This window comes from Devosia sp. A369 (assembly GCF_054489345.1).
Genome location: NZ_JBTMWV010000020.1, coordinates 22,562 through 36,121 on the forward strand (window position 1 = coordinate 22,562; position 13,560 = coordinate 36,121).

The window sequence follows — 13,560 nt, forward strand, 5'->3', positions numbered from 1 at the left end:
AGGCCGGGATGACACCGTGTTTTTTGATGCCTCGGTGCTCAAGAACTGCCACTACATCCCCGTGAAGCCTTCCGGGGTCTGTCCCTGCAGGAAGGGTTCGATGATGCCGTAGAGCAGGTCGACCTGGTTGATGACGGCGGTGTGGGAGGTGGCGGGGAGGATGGCCAGGCGCGAGGGGGAGAGGGGGGCGCCCATGTCGCCCATGTCACCGCCACCGAGCAGGCGGAACAGGGCGACATTGTGCTCCAGGGTGGAGACATCGGCGTCGCCGGCGATGATCAGCATCGGCGCGGTCAGGGTCTTGACCTCGGCCTCCCAGGCCATTGGCTCGCTTTCCAGCGCGATGAGCTTTTCCACCACGGGGCGGAAGCCGTCGGGATTGACGGCGAGCTTTTTCCACTCGTCTTCCATCGGGGTGCCGACAAACATTTCGGGGGCCATGTTCGGAATGAAGGCGGTAAAGGCCGGCTGCCAGCCGGAGACGTCGTAGGCGACCGAGGCGGCGACCAGCTGGTCGACTTTTTCGGGATGGTCGATGGCGAGGCGCAGGCCGGCGGCGGCACCCATGGAATAGCCGAAGATATCGGCCTTCTCGACGCCCACAGCATCCATGAAGGCGGCGACGTCATTGGCGAGGTTGGGATAGGTGATGGGGCGGTCGATATCATTGGTGCGGCCGTGGCCCTGGAACTCGAGGGCATAGACCTTATGGGTTTCGGCCAGCTTGGGGATGATGGCGCCCATGGTCGGGATATTCATATAGGCGCCATGCAGGACGATCAGCGGATCGCCGGTGCCGGACACCTCGTAATACATCTCCATGCCGTTGACCGGCACGGTGGCGCCGACCGGTTCGGACTGGGCGAAGGCGGCGCTGCTGGCAAGCAACAGGCCGGTGATGATGGCAATGCGGAACATGAAATTCTCCTCGGTGCGGCGCTAGGCGCTTCTGACCCAACGACGAGCCGGGGGCGCCGGTTTCGACAGAGGCCGGGAGAATTTTTGGCACAAGGGCAAAGAAAAAGCCCCGCGGGACAGGGTCACGCAGGGCTTCAAGTAACGTCAGAGCCTGGGAGGGCTAGGCGACGTTTTCTGAATAGGTTTCGACCTCGTCCGGCTCGCGCAGCACATAGCCGCGACCCCAGACGGTCTCGATGTAATTTTTGCCACCGGTGGCCACCGAAAGCTTCTTGCGCAGCTTGCAGATGAACACGTCGATGATTTTCAGCTCAGGTTCGTCCATACCGCCATAAAGGTGGTTGAGGAACATTTCCTTGGTGAGCGTGGTCCCCTTGCGGAGGGAGAGCAGCTCGAGCATCTGATATTCCTTGCCCGTGAGGTGGACCCGCTGGGTCTGCACTTCGACGGTCTTGGTATCGAGATTGACGGTCAGCTCGCCAGTGGTGATGACCGACTGGGCATGACCCTTGGACCGCCGAACGATGGCGTGGATGCGGGCCACGAGCTCGTCCTTGTGGAAGGGCTTGGTCATGTAGTCATCGGCGCCGAAGCCGAGCCCGCGTACCTTATCCTCAATGCCGGCAAGGCCGGACAGAATGAGAATTGGCGTCTGAACCTTGGCGACGCGCAAGGTGCGCAGCACCTCGTAACCGCTCATGTCAGGCAGGTTCAGATCGAGAAGAATGATGTCGTAATCATAGAGTTTGCCGAGATCGACACCCTCTTCACCAAGATCGGTGGTGTAGACGTTGAAACTTTCGGACTTCAGCATCAGTTCGATGCTTTGCGCTGTCGCGCTGTCGTCCTCAATAAGGAGTACCCGCATTATATTCCCCTTGTCATGCGTTCCTGCTGGAACCGTGGGACCTGGCCTGCCCACGCCAACCCTACTGGATATGACTGAACCCTAAGTCCAAATAGTTAACAAAGTTTAATTCGGTTGGGCAATACGCAAATGCCATCCGTACAAATTAAGTCTAAGTTATTGAAAATTAACAGCAATTTATATGAATTTTTCTTAATAAAATGGTTTAAGTCGCCGCTCTAAACGACTCTTTAGACTCAAGCAATTGCAGGTCTGGCAAGGGTTTGGCGGCGGGTCCGGCCAAATGGCGCACGGACGGGTCCACCGCTTGGAATAGCGCCATTTGCTTAACGATGGGTTACTGTGTGATTCGTGATTGACCATGGTTCGGCCGGTTTGGAAACCATAAACGGGCCACCAGCGAGCGGACATTAAGCGGAACATGAAGGCGCTGATCTCGGCCATTGAGGCCATCGACGACATCGAAGTGTTCGGTCGCGTCAAGTCGGTGCAGGGGCTGCTCATTGAAATTGTCGGGCCGGTGCGCGAATTGCGCGTCGGCGGCCGGGTGCAGATCGAGACGGTGAACAGCGAAGTGCTGGCCGCCGAAATCATCGGCTTCAAGGATGGGCATGCACTGTGCCTGCCATTCGGGCAGCTCTCCGGCGTGCGCATGGGCTGCAAGGCGGTGTTCCAGCGCCATGACGGCGCGGCCTTTCCCTCGGAAGGCTGGCTGGGGCGGGTGATCAATGCCAATGGCGAGCCGATCGATGGCAAGGGACCGCTGCCGCGCGGCGCCACGGCCTATCCGCTGCGACAGAATCCGCTGCTGGCACATGACCGGGTGCGGGTAGGCGATCCACTTGAACTGGGGGTGCGCTGCCTCAACACCTTTACCACGGTGTGCGAGGGGCAGCGGCTGGGGATTTTTGCCGGTTCGGGCGTCGGCAAGTCGGTGCTGATGTCGATGCTGGCGCGCAACACCAATGTGGATGTGGCGATCATCGGGCTGATCGGCGAGCGCGGGCGCGAGGTGCATGAGTTCATCCAGGAATATCTGGGTGAGGCGGGGCTGGCCAATGCCGTGGTGGTGGTGGCCACCAGTGACGAAGCGGCGCTGATGCGGCGGCAGGCGGCCTATATGAGCCTGGCGCTGAGCGAGTTCTTCCGCGATTCTGGCAAGCGCGTGCTGTGCATGATGGACAGCCTGACCCGCTTTGCCATGGCGCAGCGCGAAATCGGGCTGGCGATCGGCGAGCCCCCCACCGCCAAGGGTTATCCGCCTACCGTGTTCACAGAATTGCCACGATTGCTGGAACGGGCGGGTCCGGGGACTCCATTAACCGGTTCTGTTACCGGACTATTTACCGTTTTGGTCGAAGGTGATGATCACAATGAGCCCATCGCGGACGCCGTGCGCGGTATTCTGGATGGTCATATTGTGATGGAGCGCGGGATTGCCGAGCGGGGACGCTACCCGGCTGTGAACGTGCTCCGGTCCATCTCGCGCACCATGCCAGGGTGTGTGCCAGCCGAATTTCGGCCGGTTCTGGCCAAGGCGCGAGAACTCATGTCGATTTATTCCGACATGGAGGAACTGATCCGGCTGGGGGCTTACCGGAAAGGGTCAGATCCGAAAGTGGACCGCGCTATCGCCATCTATCCCGCATTAGAGGCTTTTTTGAGCCAGGAGCGGGAAGAGACGACGACGATTGCCGAGGGCTATAGCAGGCTCGCGGAGATCGTGGCCGAGGCGGGCGCGGCAGGCTGATGGGACTGGGTATGGGTCCCGGAACTGACTTGGTGTGTAAGGAGTACAGGTCTTGAAATCGCGCAGCGAGAGCCTCATTCGGCTCAAAAAGTTCCAGGTGGACGAAAAGCGCCGTCAGGTCGCGCAGATCGAGATGATGGTGGCCGATTTCGAACGCATGGCGTCCGAACTCGACCAGCAGATTGAAATCGAGCAGACCAAGACCGGCATTTCCGATGTGGCGCATTTCGCCTATTCGACGTTTGCGAAGGCCGCGCTGACCAGGCGCGACAATCTGCTCAATTCGGCCGGCGACATGAAGGGCAAGCTCGAAGCGGCCCAGGACGCGCTCGCCGAAGCCCTTGAAGATCTCAAAAAGGTCGAACTGCTCGACCAGCGCGAGCACCAGCGCGAGGCTGCCGAGCAGCTCAAGCTGGAACAGGCCGAATATGACGAAATCGGCCGGCTGCGGTTTCGCAGCCAGTAGGCGTTACGGAGTTTGAAAAAAAAGGCCCGCAGTTTGCGGGCCTTTTTGCGTTTGGGGGTGTGTTCCGGTGGTCAGGCAAAACGCAGTGTCATCCCGGCCTTGAGCCGAGACCCATCTCGAGATCTCAGGATGGGCCCCGGCTCAAGGCCGGGGTGACATCGGGGGTGGGGTGGGCCTGGTGGGTCGAGGTCAGGTTTGCGTCAGGGGCCGAGGACGCGGTCGATGGCGCCGGCTTCGTCGTGCACGGCCAGCCGGTCCATGATGGTGGCGCTGGCTTCGTTCATGCCCAAGAGTTCGACTTCTACCCTGGCGCGGCGGAATTTGAGGATCGCCACATCGACGGCGTTGACGCCGCTGAGGTCCCAGATATGGGCGGTGCTGACGTCGATGGTCACGCGCTGGAGCGGTTCGGCGAAGTCGAAGGCGTCGAGGAATTTTTCGGTCGAGGCGAAGAACAGCTGGCCTTCGATCCGGTAGTGCCGCTCTTGGCCATCATCGGACAGCGTGGTGGTGACGCGGAAAATCTGCGCCACCTTCCAGGCAAAGAAGATGCCGGAGAGCAGCACGCCGACGCCGACGCCGAGCGCCAGATTATGCGTGCCGAGCACGGTCAGCACCGTGGCCAGCATGACGATGCTGGAGCGGCGCGGATGCTTGCGCAGATCGGCGAAGGACGACCAGTTGAAGGTGCCGATGGAGACCATGATCATGATGGCGACCAGCGCCGGCATGGGAATGAGCCCGACCACGTCGCCAAGCACCATCAGCAGGAACAGCAGGAAGGCTCCGGCGATGAAGGTGGAGAGCCTTGTGCGGCCGCCCGATTTCACGTTGATCACCGACTGGCCGATCATGGCGCAGCCGGCCATGCCGCCGAACAGGCCGCTGACCATATTGGCGATGCCCTGGCCGATGGATTCGCGGTTCTTGTCGCTTTTGGTGTCGGTCATCTGATCGACAATGGAGGCGGTGAGCAGGCTTTCGAGCAGGCCCACGGCGGCGACGGCAGCCGAATAGGGCAGGATGATCCACAAGGTTTCCAGCGTCAGCGGCACGTCGGGAAACAGCAGCATCGGCAGGGTGGAGGGCAGCTCGCCCAGATTGGCGACGGTGCGCACATCGATCTGCAGCGCCAGCGACAGCAGGGTCAGCACCAGGATGCAGATCAGCGGCGAGGGCACGGCGCGGGTGAGGCGCGGGAACAGATAGAGGATGGCGAGCCCTGCCGCGATCATGGCGTAGGTCTGCCAGGAGACGCCGATCAGCTCGGGCAGCTGGGCCATGAAAATCAGGATGGCCAGCGCATTGACGAAGCCGGTCAGCACCGAGCGGGAGACGAATTTCATGATGCCGCCGATGCGCAGATACCCGGCGCCGATCTGCAGCAGGCCGGCCAGAATGGTGGCGGCCAGCAGATATTGCAGGCCATGCTCGCGCACCAGGCTGCCCATCAAGACGGCGGTGGCGGCAGTGGCGGCCGAGATCATCGCCGGGCGGCCCCCGGCGACGGAAATCACCATGGCGATGATGAAGGAGGCATAGAGGCCGACTTTGGGGTCGACCCCGGCAATGAGCGAGAAGCCGATGGCTTCGGGGATCAAAGCGAGGGCGACGACGATGCCGGCCAGCACATCACCACGGATGTTGCTCAGCCAATCGCGCCGCAAGGTTTGGGCAAAGGTCATGTTGGGGTCCAGACGACCAAACGGAACGGGCGCCAAGGCGCGCGGGTCAGTGGGTCATGTCAGCTGGAGTGTCCGGCGGATTGGCGGCCGGAAGAGCCACCCGGAATTGCACCGGGTCCGATCGAGTACAGGCTTTGTGCCTGCCTCGACCGGAGAAATCAAGCGCGGCTAGGGGTTGATCACCATGCGCTGGCTGGCGCGGTCATTGGCGTAGGTGGTGGGGTCGTAGGTGGCCTGGACCTCGAGCTGGGTGCTGGTGGTGTTGAGGAACAGATAGCGGTTGCCGAAGGTGTCGGAGGAGAAGGCCAGATTGTCGAAGCCCACCGCCACCGGCTTGGCGCCGAGGCCGAGGAAGCCGCCGACATCGACGATCACCGCGTCAAAGCTGCCATCGGCATTGGTGATGATGTCGCCAATGGTGCCGATCTGCTGGTCGTCGACGCCGAAGACGCCGATGCCGCGCAACTGGTCGGCGGTCAGGCCGGATTCATCGAAATCGGAAAAGCCGGTGCGGTCGAGCGGGGCGCCGATCGCCGGGCTTTCGGGCTGGTCGGTGGTGAGGGCAGGATCAATGGCGGTGGCGTTGGGGTTGCCGTCGACCAGCTGGTCTTCTTCTTCCTGGGTGGTGAGGGCGGGCTTGCCGGTGGTTTCCTCGCTGTCCGACCAGATGAAGGCCGGCGCGGCGGTGAGCAGCTCGGCAGTGGTGGGCAGCACCCAGCGGCGCGAGCCATCGTCGCGCATCGCCCATTCGAGCTGGGCGAAATCGACGGCAATTTCCTTCTCGCCGACGCCGAGGAAGCCGCCAACGCTGACCACGACGGCCGAAATACCCAAGCCAGCGGTGACCACCAGATTGGTGACGGTGCCGATGTTTTCAGCAGGGTCCTCGACCGCCGAATAAATGGTTTGGCCGAGCAACTGGGTGACCAGCACATCCTCGCCGCCAGCCGCATAGCCTTGCGACAGCACTGTGGGCGGCGTCAGGCCGCTCTGTTGCAGCTCCGTGGGGGCAACGGGGGCAGCGGCCTGGCCCAGGGCGGGCGACGCCAGCAGCAGAGCGAGGGCGGTGGCAGTCAGAAACGGACGCAGCATTGAAGAATCTCCTGTGACGCAGAAAGGGCCGACCCGAAGGCCGGCCCTCCCCAAGGGATAATCCGCGAGGGATTAGTTGGTTGCGGGTGCGGCAGGCGCTGCGGCAGGCGCCATGGCGTCAGCCGGTGCCGGCGCCGGCTCATCCTCGAGCCAGACGAAATCGGGCGCAGCGTTCAGCGCTTCGGCGGTGGTGGGGACCACCCAGCGCTCGGTGTTGTCAGCGGCGATGGTGAATTCGAGGCTGCGGAAGTCCACCGCGACCGACTTTTCACCCAGGCCGAGGAAGCCACCGACGCCAATAATGGCGGCGACGATCTGGCCGTTATCGTCAAACACGATGTCGGTGATCTTGCCGATATCCTCGGCATCGTCACCGGTGGAGGAAAACACCGACTGGCCGATCAGGCGGGTGCCCAGATTGTCGGTATCAACGGCGGTGTAGCCGGTCGACAGCTCGAATTGCGGGCGGGTGGCATTGTCGACGGCCACAGCGGCATTGTTGGCTGCATTATTGGCAGCGTCAGCGGCCTTGCCGGCGGCCTCCTGCGTGGCTGCGGCAGCATCCTTGGCGGCAGCGGCGTCGGTGGCGTCTTTCACCGCATCGGCGGCGTTATCGACGGCATTTTCCACTGGAGTGGGGGCGGCCGGAGCAGCGTCCTGGGCAATTGCGCCGGTGGTCAGCAGGGCAGCAAGGGCTGTTGTGGCCAAAAGAGTGCGGATCATTGTAGGCTCCAAAGGTTCATCGTCAAAGGTGAACGGGCCGTACGGTGCAAAACTTGCCGGTAGCGCATCGTGCGGCCCTTTATGTCCACGACAACGCAGGTCGGCCGGAGGCGTTCCGAAAGATTATTGAGCGCTGGCTGGGATTTGGTGGGAACCGGCATTGAAAAGGCCGGCTAGCGAAATCGCTGCCGGCCTCCTCCGCCTCCCTGGCGGTATTGTTCGGGCGCTGCGCAGCACAGGGCGCGCAAACCTCCCGACATCGCCAATAATAGCGCAATCAGCGGGGCAGGAAACGGCTTGCCGCGCGACAGGCTTAAGGCCCTGCTAATTGGTTAATACGGCACCGCCATTCGGGCGTAGCCCTCATGGCCTTGTTCACTCAAATCGCTCCACCGGAGCGATTTGTCCCTGCGAGCCGCTCACAAGTCATAGCTGCGCATGGCGCGGTGCGGCATGCCGCCATCCTGAAACTCGGGGCCGAAGGCGGCGAAGCCGAGCTTTTCATACATGCCCAGCTTGTCCGATTGCGCCGTGAGGTAGAAGCGGTCGCGACCCTGGGCGCGGGCATGATCCATCGCCGCCAGCATCATCGCCTTGGCAATGCCCTGGCCGCGAAACGACTGGCGCACGGCGACCCGACCGATCTTGATGTGCTCGGGCAGGGTGATGAGCCGCAGCGTGCCGACCACTTCGCCGGCCACGATGGCGACGAAATGGGTGGCGGTCATGTCATCGGCATCGTGCTCGTCTGCCTCGGGGACGTGCTGCTCCCAGACAAAGACTTCGCGGCGCAGCGCGAAGGCGGCGTTGCACAGGGTGGAAAAGGGCGGGACGGTGAGGATGGTGATGGACATGGGGGGAGAATAACCAGTGGTGGATGCGGTGTCATCGGGGTTGGAGGCACAACAAACAGGGTGTCATCCCGGCCTTGAGCCGGGATCCATCTTGAGATGGTTTTGCCGGCGGGATCTCAGGATGGGCCCCGGCTCAAGGCCGGGGTGACATCGTGGGTGGGGTGAGTTTTGGGATCAAACTGACGCTGCGTCTTATGGCGATCAGGGCGTGGTGGTGATGGTGTAGTGCCGGGGCAGGCCGGCGGTGATGCGGGCCCAGGCGGAGGCGCCGGCGCGGTGCTGGTGGGCGTCGAAGGCGGCCTGGTCGGTGAAAAGTTCAGCGACCAGCAACCGGGTCGGGTCATCGGCGCTGTGGACGATTTCGAAACTGAGGCAGCCGGGCTCGGCCCGGGTCAGGGCGATGTGCTCGGGCAGGGCCTGCAAGACGGCGGCCAGCCGGTCGGCGGGAATTTCGACATAGCCCGTCAGATGGATTTGGCCGGTGGTCATGGCTAGACGCTGCCGACGGTCTTGAGGCGGATGCGGGGATGCACCTCGTTCTGGCTCATCACCACGGTCTGCGGACGGAAGCGCTCGATGATCGAGCGGACATGCGGGCGGATCGAGGGTGAGGTGATCAGTACCGGCAATTCGCCCTGCTGGGCGGCGCGCTCGAAGGCGGTCTGGATGGCGCCGATGAATTGCTGCAAGCGGCTCGGGGCCATGGCCAGATGGCGGTTTTCGCCCTCGCCAACCATGGCTTCGGCGAAATCGCGTTCCCATTGCGGGCCCAGGGTCAGCAGCGGCAGATTGCCGTCCGGCCCCAGATTGGCGGCGCAGAGCTGGCGCGACAGGCGGCTGCGCACATGCTCGGCAATGGTCTGTACCGAGCGGCCGGGGCCGGCGATTTCGGCGATGGCTTCGAGAATGGTCGACAGGTCGCGGATCGAGATGCGCTCGTTGAGCAGGGTTTGCAGCACCCGCTGCACGCCCGAGACGGTGATCATGCCGGGCACGATGTCTTCCACCAGCTTCTGCTGCTCCTTGGGCAGGCCCGACAGCAGGGACTGCACATTGGCGTAGCTCAGGAGGTCCGCGACATTGGCCTTGAGCACTTCGGTCAGATGGGTGGAAATGACCGTGGACGGATCGATGATGGAGAGGCCGCGCAATTCGGCCTCGTCGCGCAGCGCCGGCTCGATCCAGGTGGCGGGCAGGCCAAAGGTGGGCTCGGTGGTGTGGGTGCCCGGCAGGTCGATCTGGTTGCCATAGGGGTCCATCACCATCAGCTGGCTGGCATAAATCTCGCCGGTGCCGGCTTCGACTTCCTTGATGCGAACCTTATAGACATTGGGCTCAAGCTGCATGTTGTCGAGGATGCGCACCGGCGGCATGATGAAGCCCAGCTCGATGGCGAGCTGGCGACGCAGCGCCTTGATCTGCTCGGTCAGGCGGTCACTGCCATTCTCATCTTCCTTGACGAGGCTGAGCAGGCCATAGCCGAGTTCGAGCTTGAGTTCGTCGATGCGCAGGCTGTCGCTGATCGGGGCCTCTTCATGGGCGGCCGGGCCACCGGGGGCGCCGGGCTGCGACGGGGCCTTGCTCAACTGCTGCAGCGTTTCGTCGGCGGCTTTCTCGTCCTTGGTGCGGGCGGCGCGCCAGGCGACGTAGCCGACGCCGGCGGCCAGCGCCAGGAAGGGCAGGATCGGCATGCCGGGCAGCAGGGCCAGCAGCGCCATGACGGCGGCCGACATGCCCAGAGCGCGCGGATAGCCAGTGAACTGGGCCGACAGGGCCTTGTCGGCCGAGCCGGTGACGCCGGATTTGGAGACCAGGATACCGGCAGCGGTGGAGACGATCAGCGCCGGGATCTGGGAAACCAGGCCATCGCCGATGGTCAGCAGGGTGTAGACATTGCCGGCTTCCTGAAAGGTCAGGCCTTCCTGCATCACGCCGATCAGAATGCCGGCCGAGATGTTGATGAAGGTGATGATCAGGCCGGCAATGGCGTCGCCGCGCACGAATTTGCTGGCGCCGTCCATGTTGCCGAAAAAGGCGCTTTCGCCTTCGAGTTCGGCGCGGCGCTTCTTGGCGCTGTCTTCGTCGATCAGACCGGCGGAAAGGTCGGCGTCGATGGCCATCTGTTTGCCGGGCATGGCGTCGAGGCTGAAGCGGGCGGCCACTTCGGCGATACGGCCCGAACCCTTGGTGATGACGATGAAGTTGACGATCACCAGAATGATGAACACCACCGCACCAATGACGAAATTACCGCGGGTGACGAAATTGCCGAAGGCCTCGATGACGTGGCCGGCAGCGGCGGTGCCGTTATGGCCTTCGGAGAGGATCAGGCGGGTGGTGGCCAGGTTCAGGCCCAGCCGCAGCATGGTGGCGATCAGCAGCACGGTGGGGAAGGCGGAGAATTCGAGCGGCTTCTGAATGAACAGGGCCGTCATCAGGATCATCACCGAAAAGACGATGGAGACGGCGAGCAGCCCGTCGACCAGCAAAGCCGGCATCGGCACGATGAGCAGGACGATAAGGCCCATGACGCCGGCGGCCAGGGCGATATCGCCCGAGCGCAGCATGTCGAAGACCGAATTGGCGGTCGGGATTTTGAACGGAGCGCGCGGGCGGCCACTGGGGAGATCGGTCATGGGCTACACTGCGTTCCCCTTCTCCCCTTGCGGGAGAAGGTGCCCGAAGGGCGGATGAGGGGTGTGTGTCCGCACATCGCGTATGCGGAGGCAGACCCCTCACCCTGGATTTCTGCTGAACGCAGAAATCCTGTCCTTCTCCCGCAAGGGGAGAGGGGAATCCGGTGGGTGGGGAAGGGGTGTGCCATCAAGCTACGCTGCGCCGTTCACCCGGATCGGGCACGTTGGTGCCTTCGTCGGCATATTGGTTGAGTTTGTTGCGCAGGGTGCGGATGGAGATGCCCAGGATGTTGGCGGCGTGGGTGCGGTTGCCCAGCGTGTGATCGAGGGTGTCGAGGATCAGCTCGCGTTCGACCTCGGCCACGGTCCGGCCGACCAGGGCCCGGGACATGGTTTCAGCGGTCTGAGCGAGCTGGGCGGAGAGCGAATTGGCCGAAGCGGCTTCGACCAGGCCCATGCCGTCCGGCAGCACGATGGCATCGGGGCCGATGATATCGCCCGAGGATAGCAGCACGGCGCGGTGCAGGGTGTTTTCCAGCTCGCGGACATTGCCCGGCCAGGGGGCTTGCAGCAGAGCGGCACGAGCGTCGGGGGACAGCTCGCGCGGGGGCAGGCCATTGGCCTTGGCGTATTTGGCGACGAAATGCTCGGACAGAGCGGCGATGTCGCCGGGGCGGTCGCGCAGAGCGGGGAGCTTGAGATTGACCACGTTGAGGCGGAACATCAGATCTTCGCGGAAGCTGCCCTCGCGCACCGCTTCGGCCAGGTTGCGGTTGGAGGTGGCGAGGATACGGATGTCGACGGGCACGGGCTTGCCGCCGCCGACGCGGTCGATCAGGCGTTCCTGAATGGCGCGCAGCAGTTTGGCTTGCAGGCGGACATCCATTTCGCTGATTTCGTCGAGCAGCAGCGTGCCGCCCGAGGCTTCCTCGAACTTGCCGATGCGGCGGGCGATGGCGCCGGTGAAGGCACCCTTTTCATGGCCGAACAGCTCGGATTCGAGCAGCGCCTCGGGGATGGCGGCGCAGTTGATCGAGATGAAGGGCTTGTTGGCGCGCTTGCTGCGGGAATGGACGTATTTGGCCAGCACTTCCTTGCCGGTGCCGCTTTCGCCGGTGATCAGAATGGAAGCGTCGGAGCCGGCGATCTGGTCGGCCATGCGCACGACACGCTCCATGGCCGGATCGCGGAACAGGAATTCGGAAGAGTCGCGGGCGACGGCGGCGATGACGGCGGCAATCAGCTCGGCATCGGGCGGCAGAGGAATATATTCCTTAGCCCCGGCGCGGATGGCGTTGACGGCGGCGGCGGCATTGGCTTCGACGCCGCAGGCGACCACCGGAATGGCGATGCGTTCGGCCTCGAGGCCGGCGATCAGCCGGGAAATATCCATCACCACATCGACCAGCAGCAGATCGGCGCCACGGCCGGCACGCAAAGCGGCCAGCGCGATCTCGACGGAGGGCGCATGGGCCACCTTGGCCCCGCCATTCATCGCCATCTTGGTGGCTTCGCTGAGTTGGCCCTCGAGGGCTCCGATGATGAGCAGACGCATCCTGGCCTCCCTTACTGTGGTTTGATGATTTCGGTCATGGTGACGCCGAGCTTGCTTTCGACCAGGACGATTTCGCCGCGGGCGACGAGGCGGTCATTGACGAAAATCTCGACGGCTTCACCGACCTGACGGTCGAGTTCGATGACGGTGCCGGTATCGAGGCGCAGCAGGTCGCTGACCGCCATCTTGGTGCGTCCGAGCACGACCGAGATGCGGACCGGCACGTCGAATACCGCTTCGAGATCGGAGGCGCTGCGCTCGCCATAGGCTTCGGGGCCGTCGGGCTTGCTGGGGGCCAGCATTTCTTCGAAGCTGATGGGTTCCTGCGTGGTGATGTCGTCACCGGGATCGGAAGCGCTCATTGGCTGCTCTCCTGTTGGCTGGCCCGGCCGCTGCGGGCGGCGAGATAGGCCGAAATCTTGCTATCAATGTCACTGGCGATGGCGCCGATATCGCGGACCAGCCCGCCATCGACCCATTCGAGCCGCCCGTCGCCGAGGCGGATATCGGGATCGCCCATCACCACCAGCCGACCGGCAAAGCCGGAAGTGTGCATATGGGCGGTGGCGATGTCGCGAATGCCGTCGGCAATGGTGGGGTGGCAGCGCACCACCAGATGCGGCACCCCATTGAGGTTTTGCATGCACTCGGCGATCAAAGCGTCGAGTTCGATGGTGGGGTAGCGCGCCAGCAGATGCAGCGCCAGCTTGCGGCCGATGCTGGCCGCCAGTTCCACCGCTTCGCGGCGCGACTGGCCGGTGGCGGCGTCGAGCGCTGCCGCCATGCCGGCGGTCTGGGTGGCCAGGGTGCCGGCGGCAGCGGCCAGGGTCTGCGCTGCCATCGAGGTGGCATTGCGCTCGCCGGCGGCGACGCCCTCGGCATAAGCCTCTTCGCGCGCCTGGGCCAGCAGGTCGGCGACGAGGCGCTCGGGCATGGTGGGCTCGGGCGGCGCTTGCGGGGTGGTGCGCTGGCCGAGGTCGAGATCGAAGGTGAAGCGGGCGGGTTGGGCCATA

General features: G+C 63.5%; 13 protein-coding genes and 1 other annotated feature. Of the genes, 2 read left to right on the forward strand and 11 right to left on the reverse strand.

The window, feature by feature from the left end; translation table 11 throughout:
* Window positions 1-51: 51 nt before the first annotated feature.
* Window positions 52-918, reverse strand: coding sequence for an alpha/beta fold hydrolase (locus tag ACX3OZ_RS17630; protein WP_459105090.1), 867 nt, complete (start codon window positions 916-918; stop codon window positions 52-54).
* Window positions 919-1,078: 160 nt separating this feature from the next.
* On the reverse strand, window positions 1,079-1,786 hold the full coding sequence (gene ctrA / locus ACX3OZ_RS17635) for a response regulator transcription factor CtrA (RefSeq protein WP_459095697.1): 708 nt from the start codon (window positions 1,784-1,786) through the stop codon (window positions 1,079-1,081).
* A 421-nt stretch (window positions 1,787-2,207) separates the two neighbouring features.
* Here ctrA and fliI point away from each other — a divergent pair, with 421 nt between their 5' ends.
* Both fliI and fliJ read left to right on the forward strand, forming a co-directional pair.
* Entirely contained in the window at window positions 2,208-3,536 is a 1,329-nt protein-coding gene (gene fliI, locus ACX3OZ_RS17640; RefSeq protein ID WP_459105091.1) for a flagellar protein export ATPase FliI, read from the forward strand.
* A 52-nt stretch (window positions 3,537-3,588) separates the two neighbouring features.
* Window positions 3,589-4,002, forward strand: coding sequence for a flagellar export protein FliJ (gene fliJ, locus ACX3OZ_RS17645; RefSeq protein WP_459095699.1), 414 nt, complete (start codon window positions 3,589-3,591; stop codon window positions 4,000-4,002).
* A gap of 200 nt (window positions 4,003-4,202) precedes the next feature.
* Here the strand turns inward: fliJ and ACX3OZ_RS17650 are convergent, their stop codons facing one another.
* The 9 genes from ACX3OZ_RS17650 to ACX3OZ_RS17690 form a co-directional block, all read right to left on the reverse strand.
* Window positions 4,203-5,687, reverse strand: a complete 1,485-nt coding sequence (locus tag ACX3OZ_RS17650) for a SulP family inorganic anion transporter (RefSeq protein ID WP_459105092.1) — start codon at window positions 5,685-5,687, stop codon at window positions 4,203-4,205.
* Between the two features lie 66 nt (window positions 5,688-5,753).
* Window positions 5,754-5,809 (reverse strand) — a sequence feature (sul1 is cis-regulatory element that is thought to sense ions involved in sulfur or methionine metabolism; They are found in Alphaproteobacteria).
* Between the two features lie 46 nt (window positions 5,810-5,855).
* Window positions 5,856-6,779: a PRC-barrel domain-containing protein gene (locus tag ACX3OZ_RS17655; protein ID WP_459105093.1), complete on the reverse strand. Its 924-nt coding sequence runs from the start codon at window positions 6,777-6,779 to the stop codon at window positions 5,856-5,858.
* 72 nt (window positions 6,780-6,851) lie between these two features.
* On the reverse strand, window positions 6,852-7,502 hold the full coding sequence (locus ACX3OZ_RS17660; protein WP_459105094.1) for a PRC-barrel domain-containing protein: 651 nt from the start codon (window positions 7,500-7,502) through the stop codon (window positions 6,852-6,854).
* A gap of 419 nt (window positions 7,503-7,921) precedes the next feature.
* Entirely contained in the window at window positions 7,922-8,356 is a 435-nt protein-coding gene (locus tag ACX3OZ_RS17665; protein ID WP_459095703.1) for a GNAT family N-acetyltransferase, read from the reverse strand.
* A 201-nt stretch (window positions 8,357-8,557) separates the two neighbouring features.
* Window positions 8,558-8,845 (reverse strand): putative quinol monooxygenase, encoded by a 288-nt coding sequence (locus ACX3OZ_RS17670; protein WP_459095704.1) that lies wholly within the window; start codon window positions 8,843-8,845, stop codon window positions 8,558-8,560.
* A 2-nt stretch (window positions 8,846-8,847) separates the two neighbouring features.
* Window positions 8,848-10,992, reverse strand: a complete 2,145-nt coding sequence (gene flhA, locus ACX3OZ_RS17675; RefSeq protein ID WP_459095705.1) for a flagellar biosynthesis protein FlhA — start codon at window positions 10,990-10,992, stop codon at window positions 8,848-8,850.
* Window positions 10,993-11,179: 187 nt separating this feature from the next.
* On the reverse strand, window positions 11,180-12,547 hold the full coding sequence (gene flbD, locus ACX3OZ_RS17680) for a sigma-54-dependent transcriptional regulator FlbD (protein WP_459095706.1): 1,368 nt from the start codon (window positions 12,545-12,547) through the stop codon (window positions 11,180-11,182).
* Between the two features lie 11 nt (window positions 12,548-12,558).
* Window positions 12,559-12,849 carry a flagellar motor switch protein FliN gene (fliN, locus tag ACX3OZ_RS17685; protein WP_459096091.1) on the reverse strand — a complete coding sequence of 97 codons (291 nt, stop codon included), beginning with the start codon at window positions 12,847-12,849 and terminating at the stop codon, window positions 12,559-12,561.
* Between the two features lie 56 nt (window positions 12,850-12,905).
* Entirely contained in the window at window positions 12,906-13,559 is a 654-nt protein-coding gene (locus tag ACX3OZ_RS17690) for a FliH/SctL family protein (RefSeq protein WP_459095707.1), read from the reverse strand.
* Between the last annotated feature and the right edge of the window lies 1 nt (window position 13,560).

Bases quoted from the DNA above. Each gene is read 5' to 3' on its own strand.
- ACX3OZ_RS17660 (WP_459105094.1), bottom strand. From the start codon at position 7,502: ATGATCCGCACTCTTTTGGCCACAACAGCCCTTGCTGCCCTGCTGACC.
- ACX3OZ_RS17670 (WP_459095704.1), bottom strand. From the start codon at position 8,845: ATGACCACCGGCCAAATCCATCTGACGGGCTATGTCGAAATTCCCGCC.
- ACX3OZ_RS17690 (WP_459095707.1), bottom strand. From the start codon at position 13,559: ATGGCCCAACCCGCCCGCTTCACCTTCGATCTCGACCTCGGCCAGCGC.
- flhA (WP_459095705.1), bottom strand. From the start codon at position 10,992: ATGACCGATCTCCCCAGTGGCCGCCCGCGCGCTCCGTTCAAAATCCCG.
- fliN (WP_459096091.1), bottom strand. From the start codon at position 12,849: ATGCTGGCCCCCAGCAAGCCCGACGGCCCCGAAGCCTATGGCGAGCGC.
- ACX3OZ_RS17630 (WP_459105090.1), bottom strand. From the start codon at position 918: ATGTTCCGCATTGCCATCATCACCGGCCTGTTGCTTGCCAGCAGCGCC.
- flbD (WP_459095706.1), bottom strand. From the start codon at position 12,547: ATGCGTCTGCTCATCATCGGAGCCCTCGAGGGCCAACTCAGCGAAGCC.
- ACX3OZ_RS17650 (WP_459105092.1), bottom strand. From the start codon at position 5,687: ATGACCTTTGCCCAAACCTTGCGGCGCGATTGGCTGAGCAACATCCGT.
- ACX3OZ_RS17655 (WP_459105093.1), bottom strand. From the start codon at position 6,779: ATGCTGCGTCCGTTTCTGACTGCCACCGCCCTCGCTCTGCTGCTGGCG.
- ctrA (WP_459095697.1), bottom strand. From the start codon at position 1,786: ATGCGGGTACTCCTTATTGAGGACGACAGCGCGACAGCGCAAAGCATC.
- fliI (WP_459105091.1), top strand. From the start codon at position 2,208: ATGAAGGCGCTGATCTCGGCCATTGAGGCCATCGACGACATCGAAGTG.
- ACX3OZ_RS17665 (WP_459095703.1), bottom strand. From the start codon at position 8,356: ATGTCCATCACCATCCTCACCGTCCCGCCCTTTTCCACCCTGTGCAAC.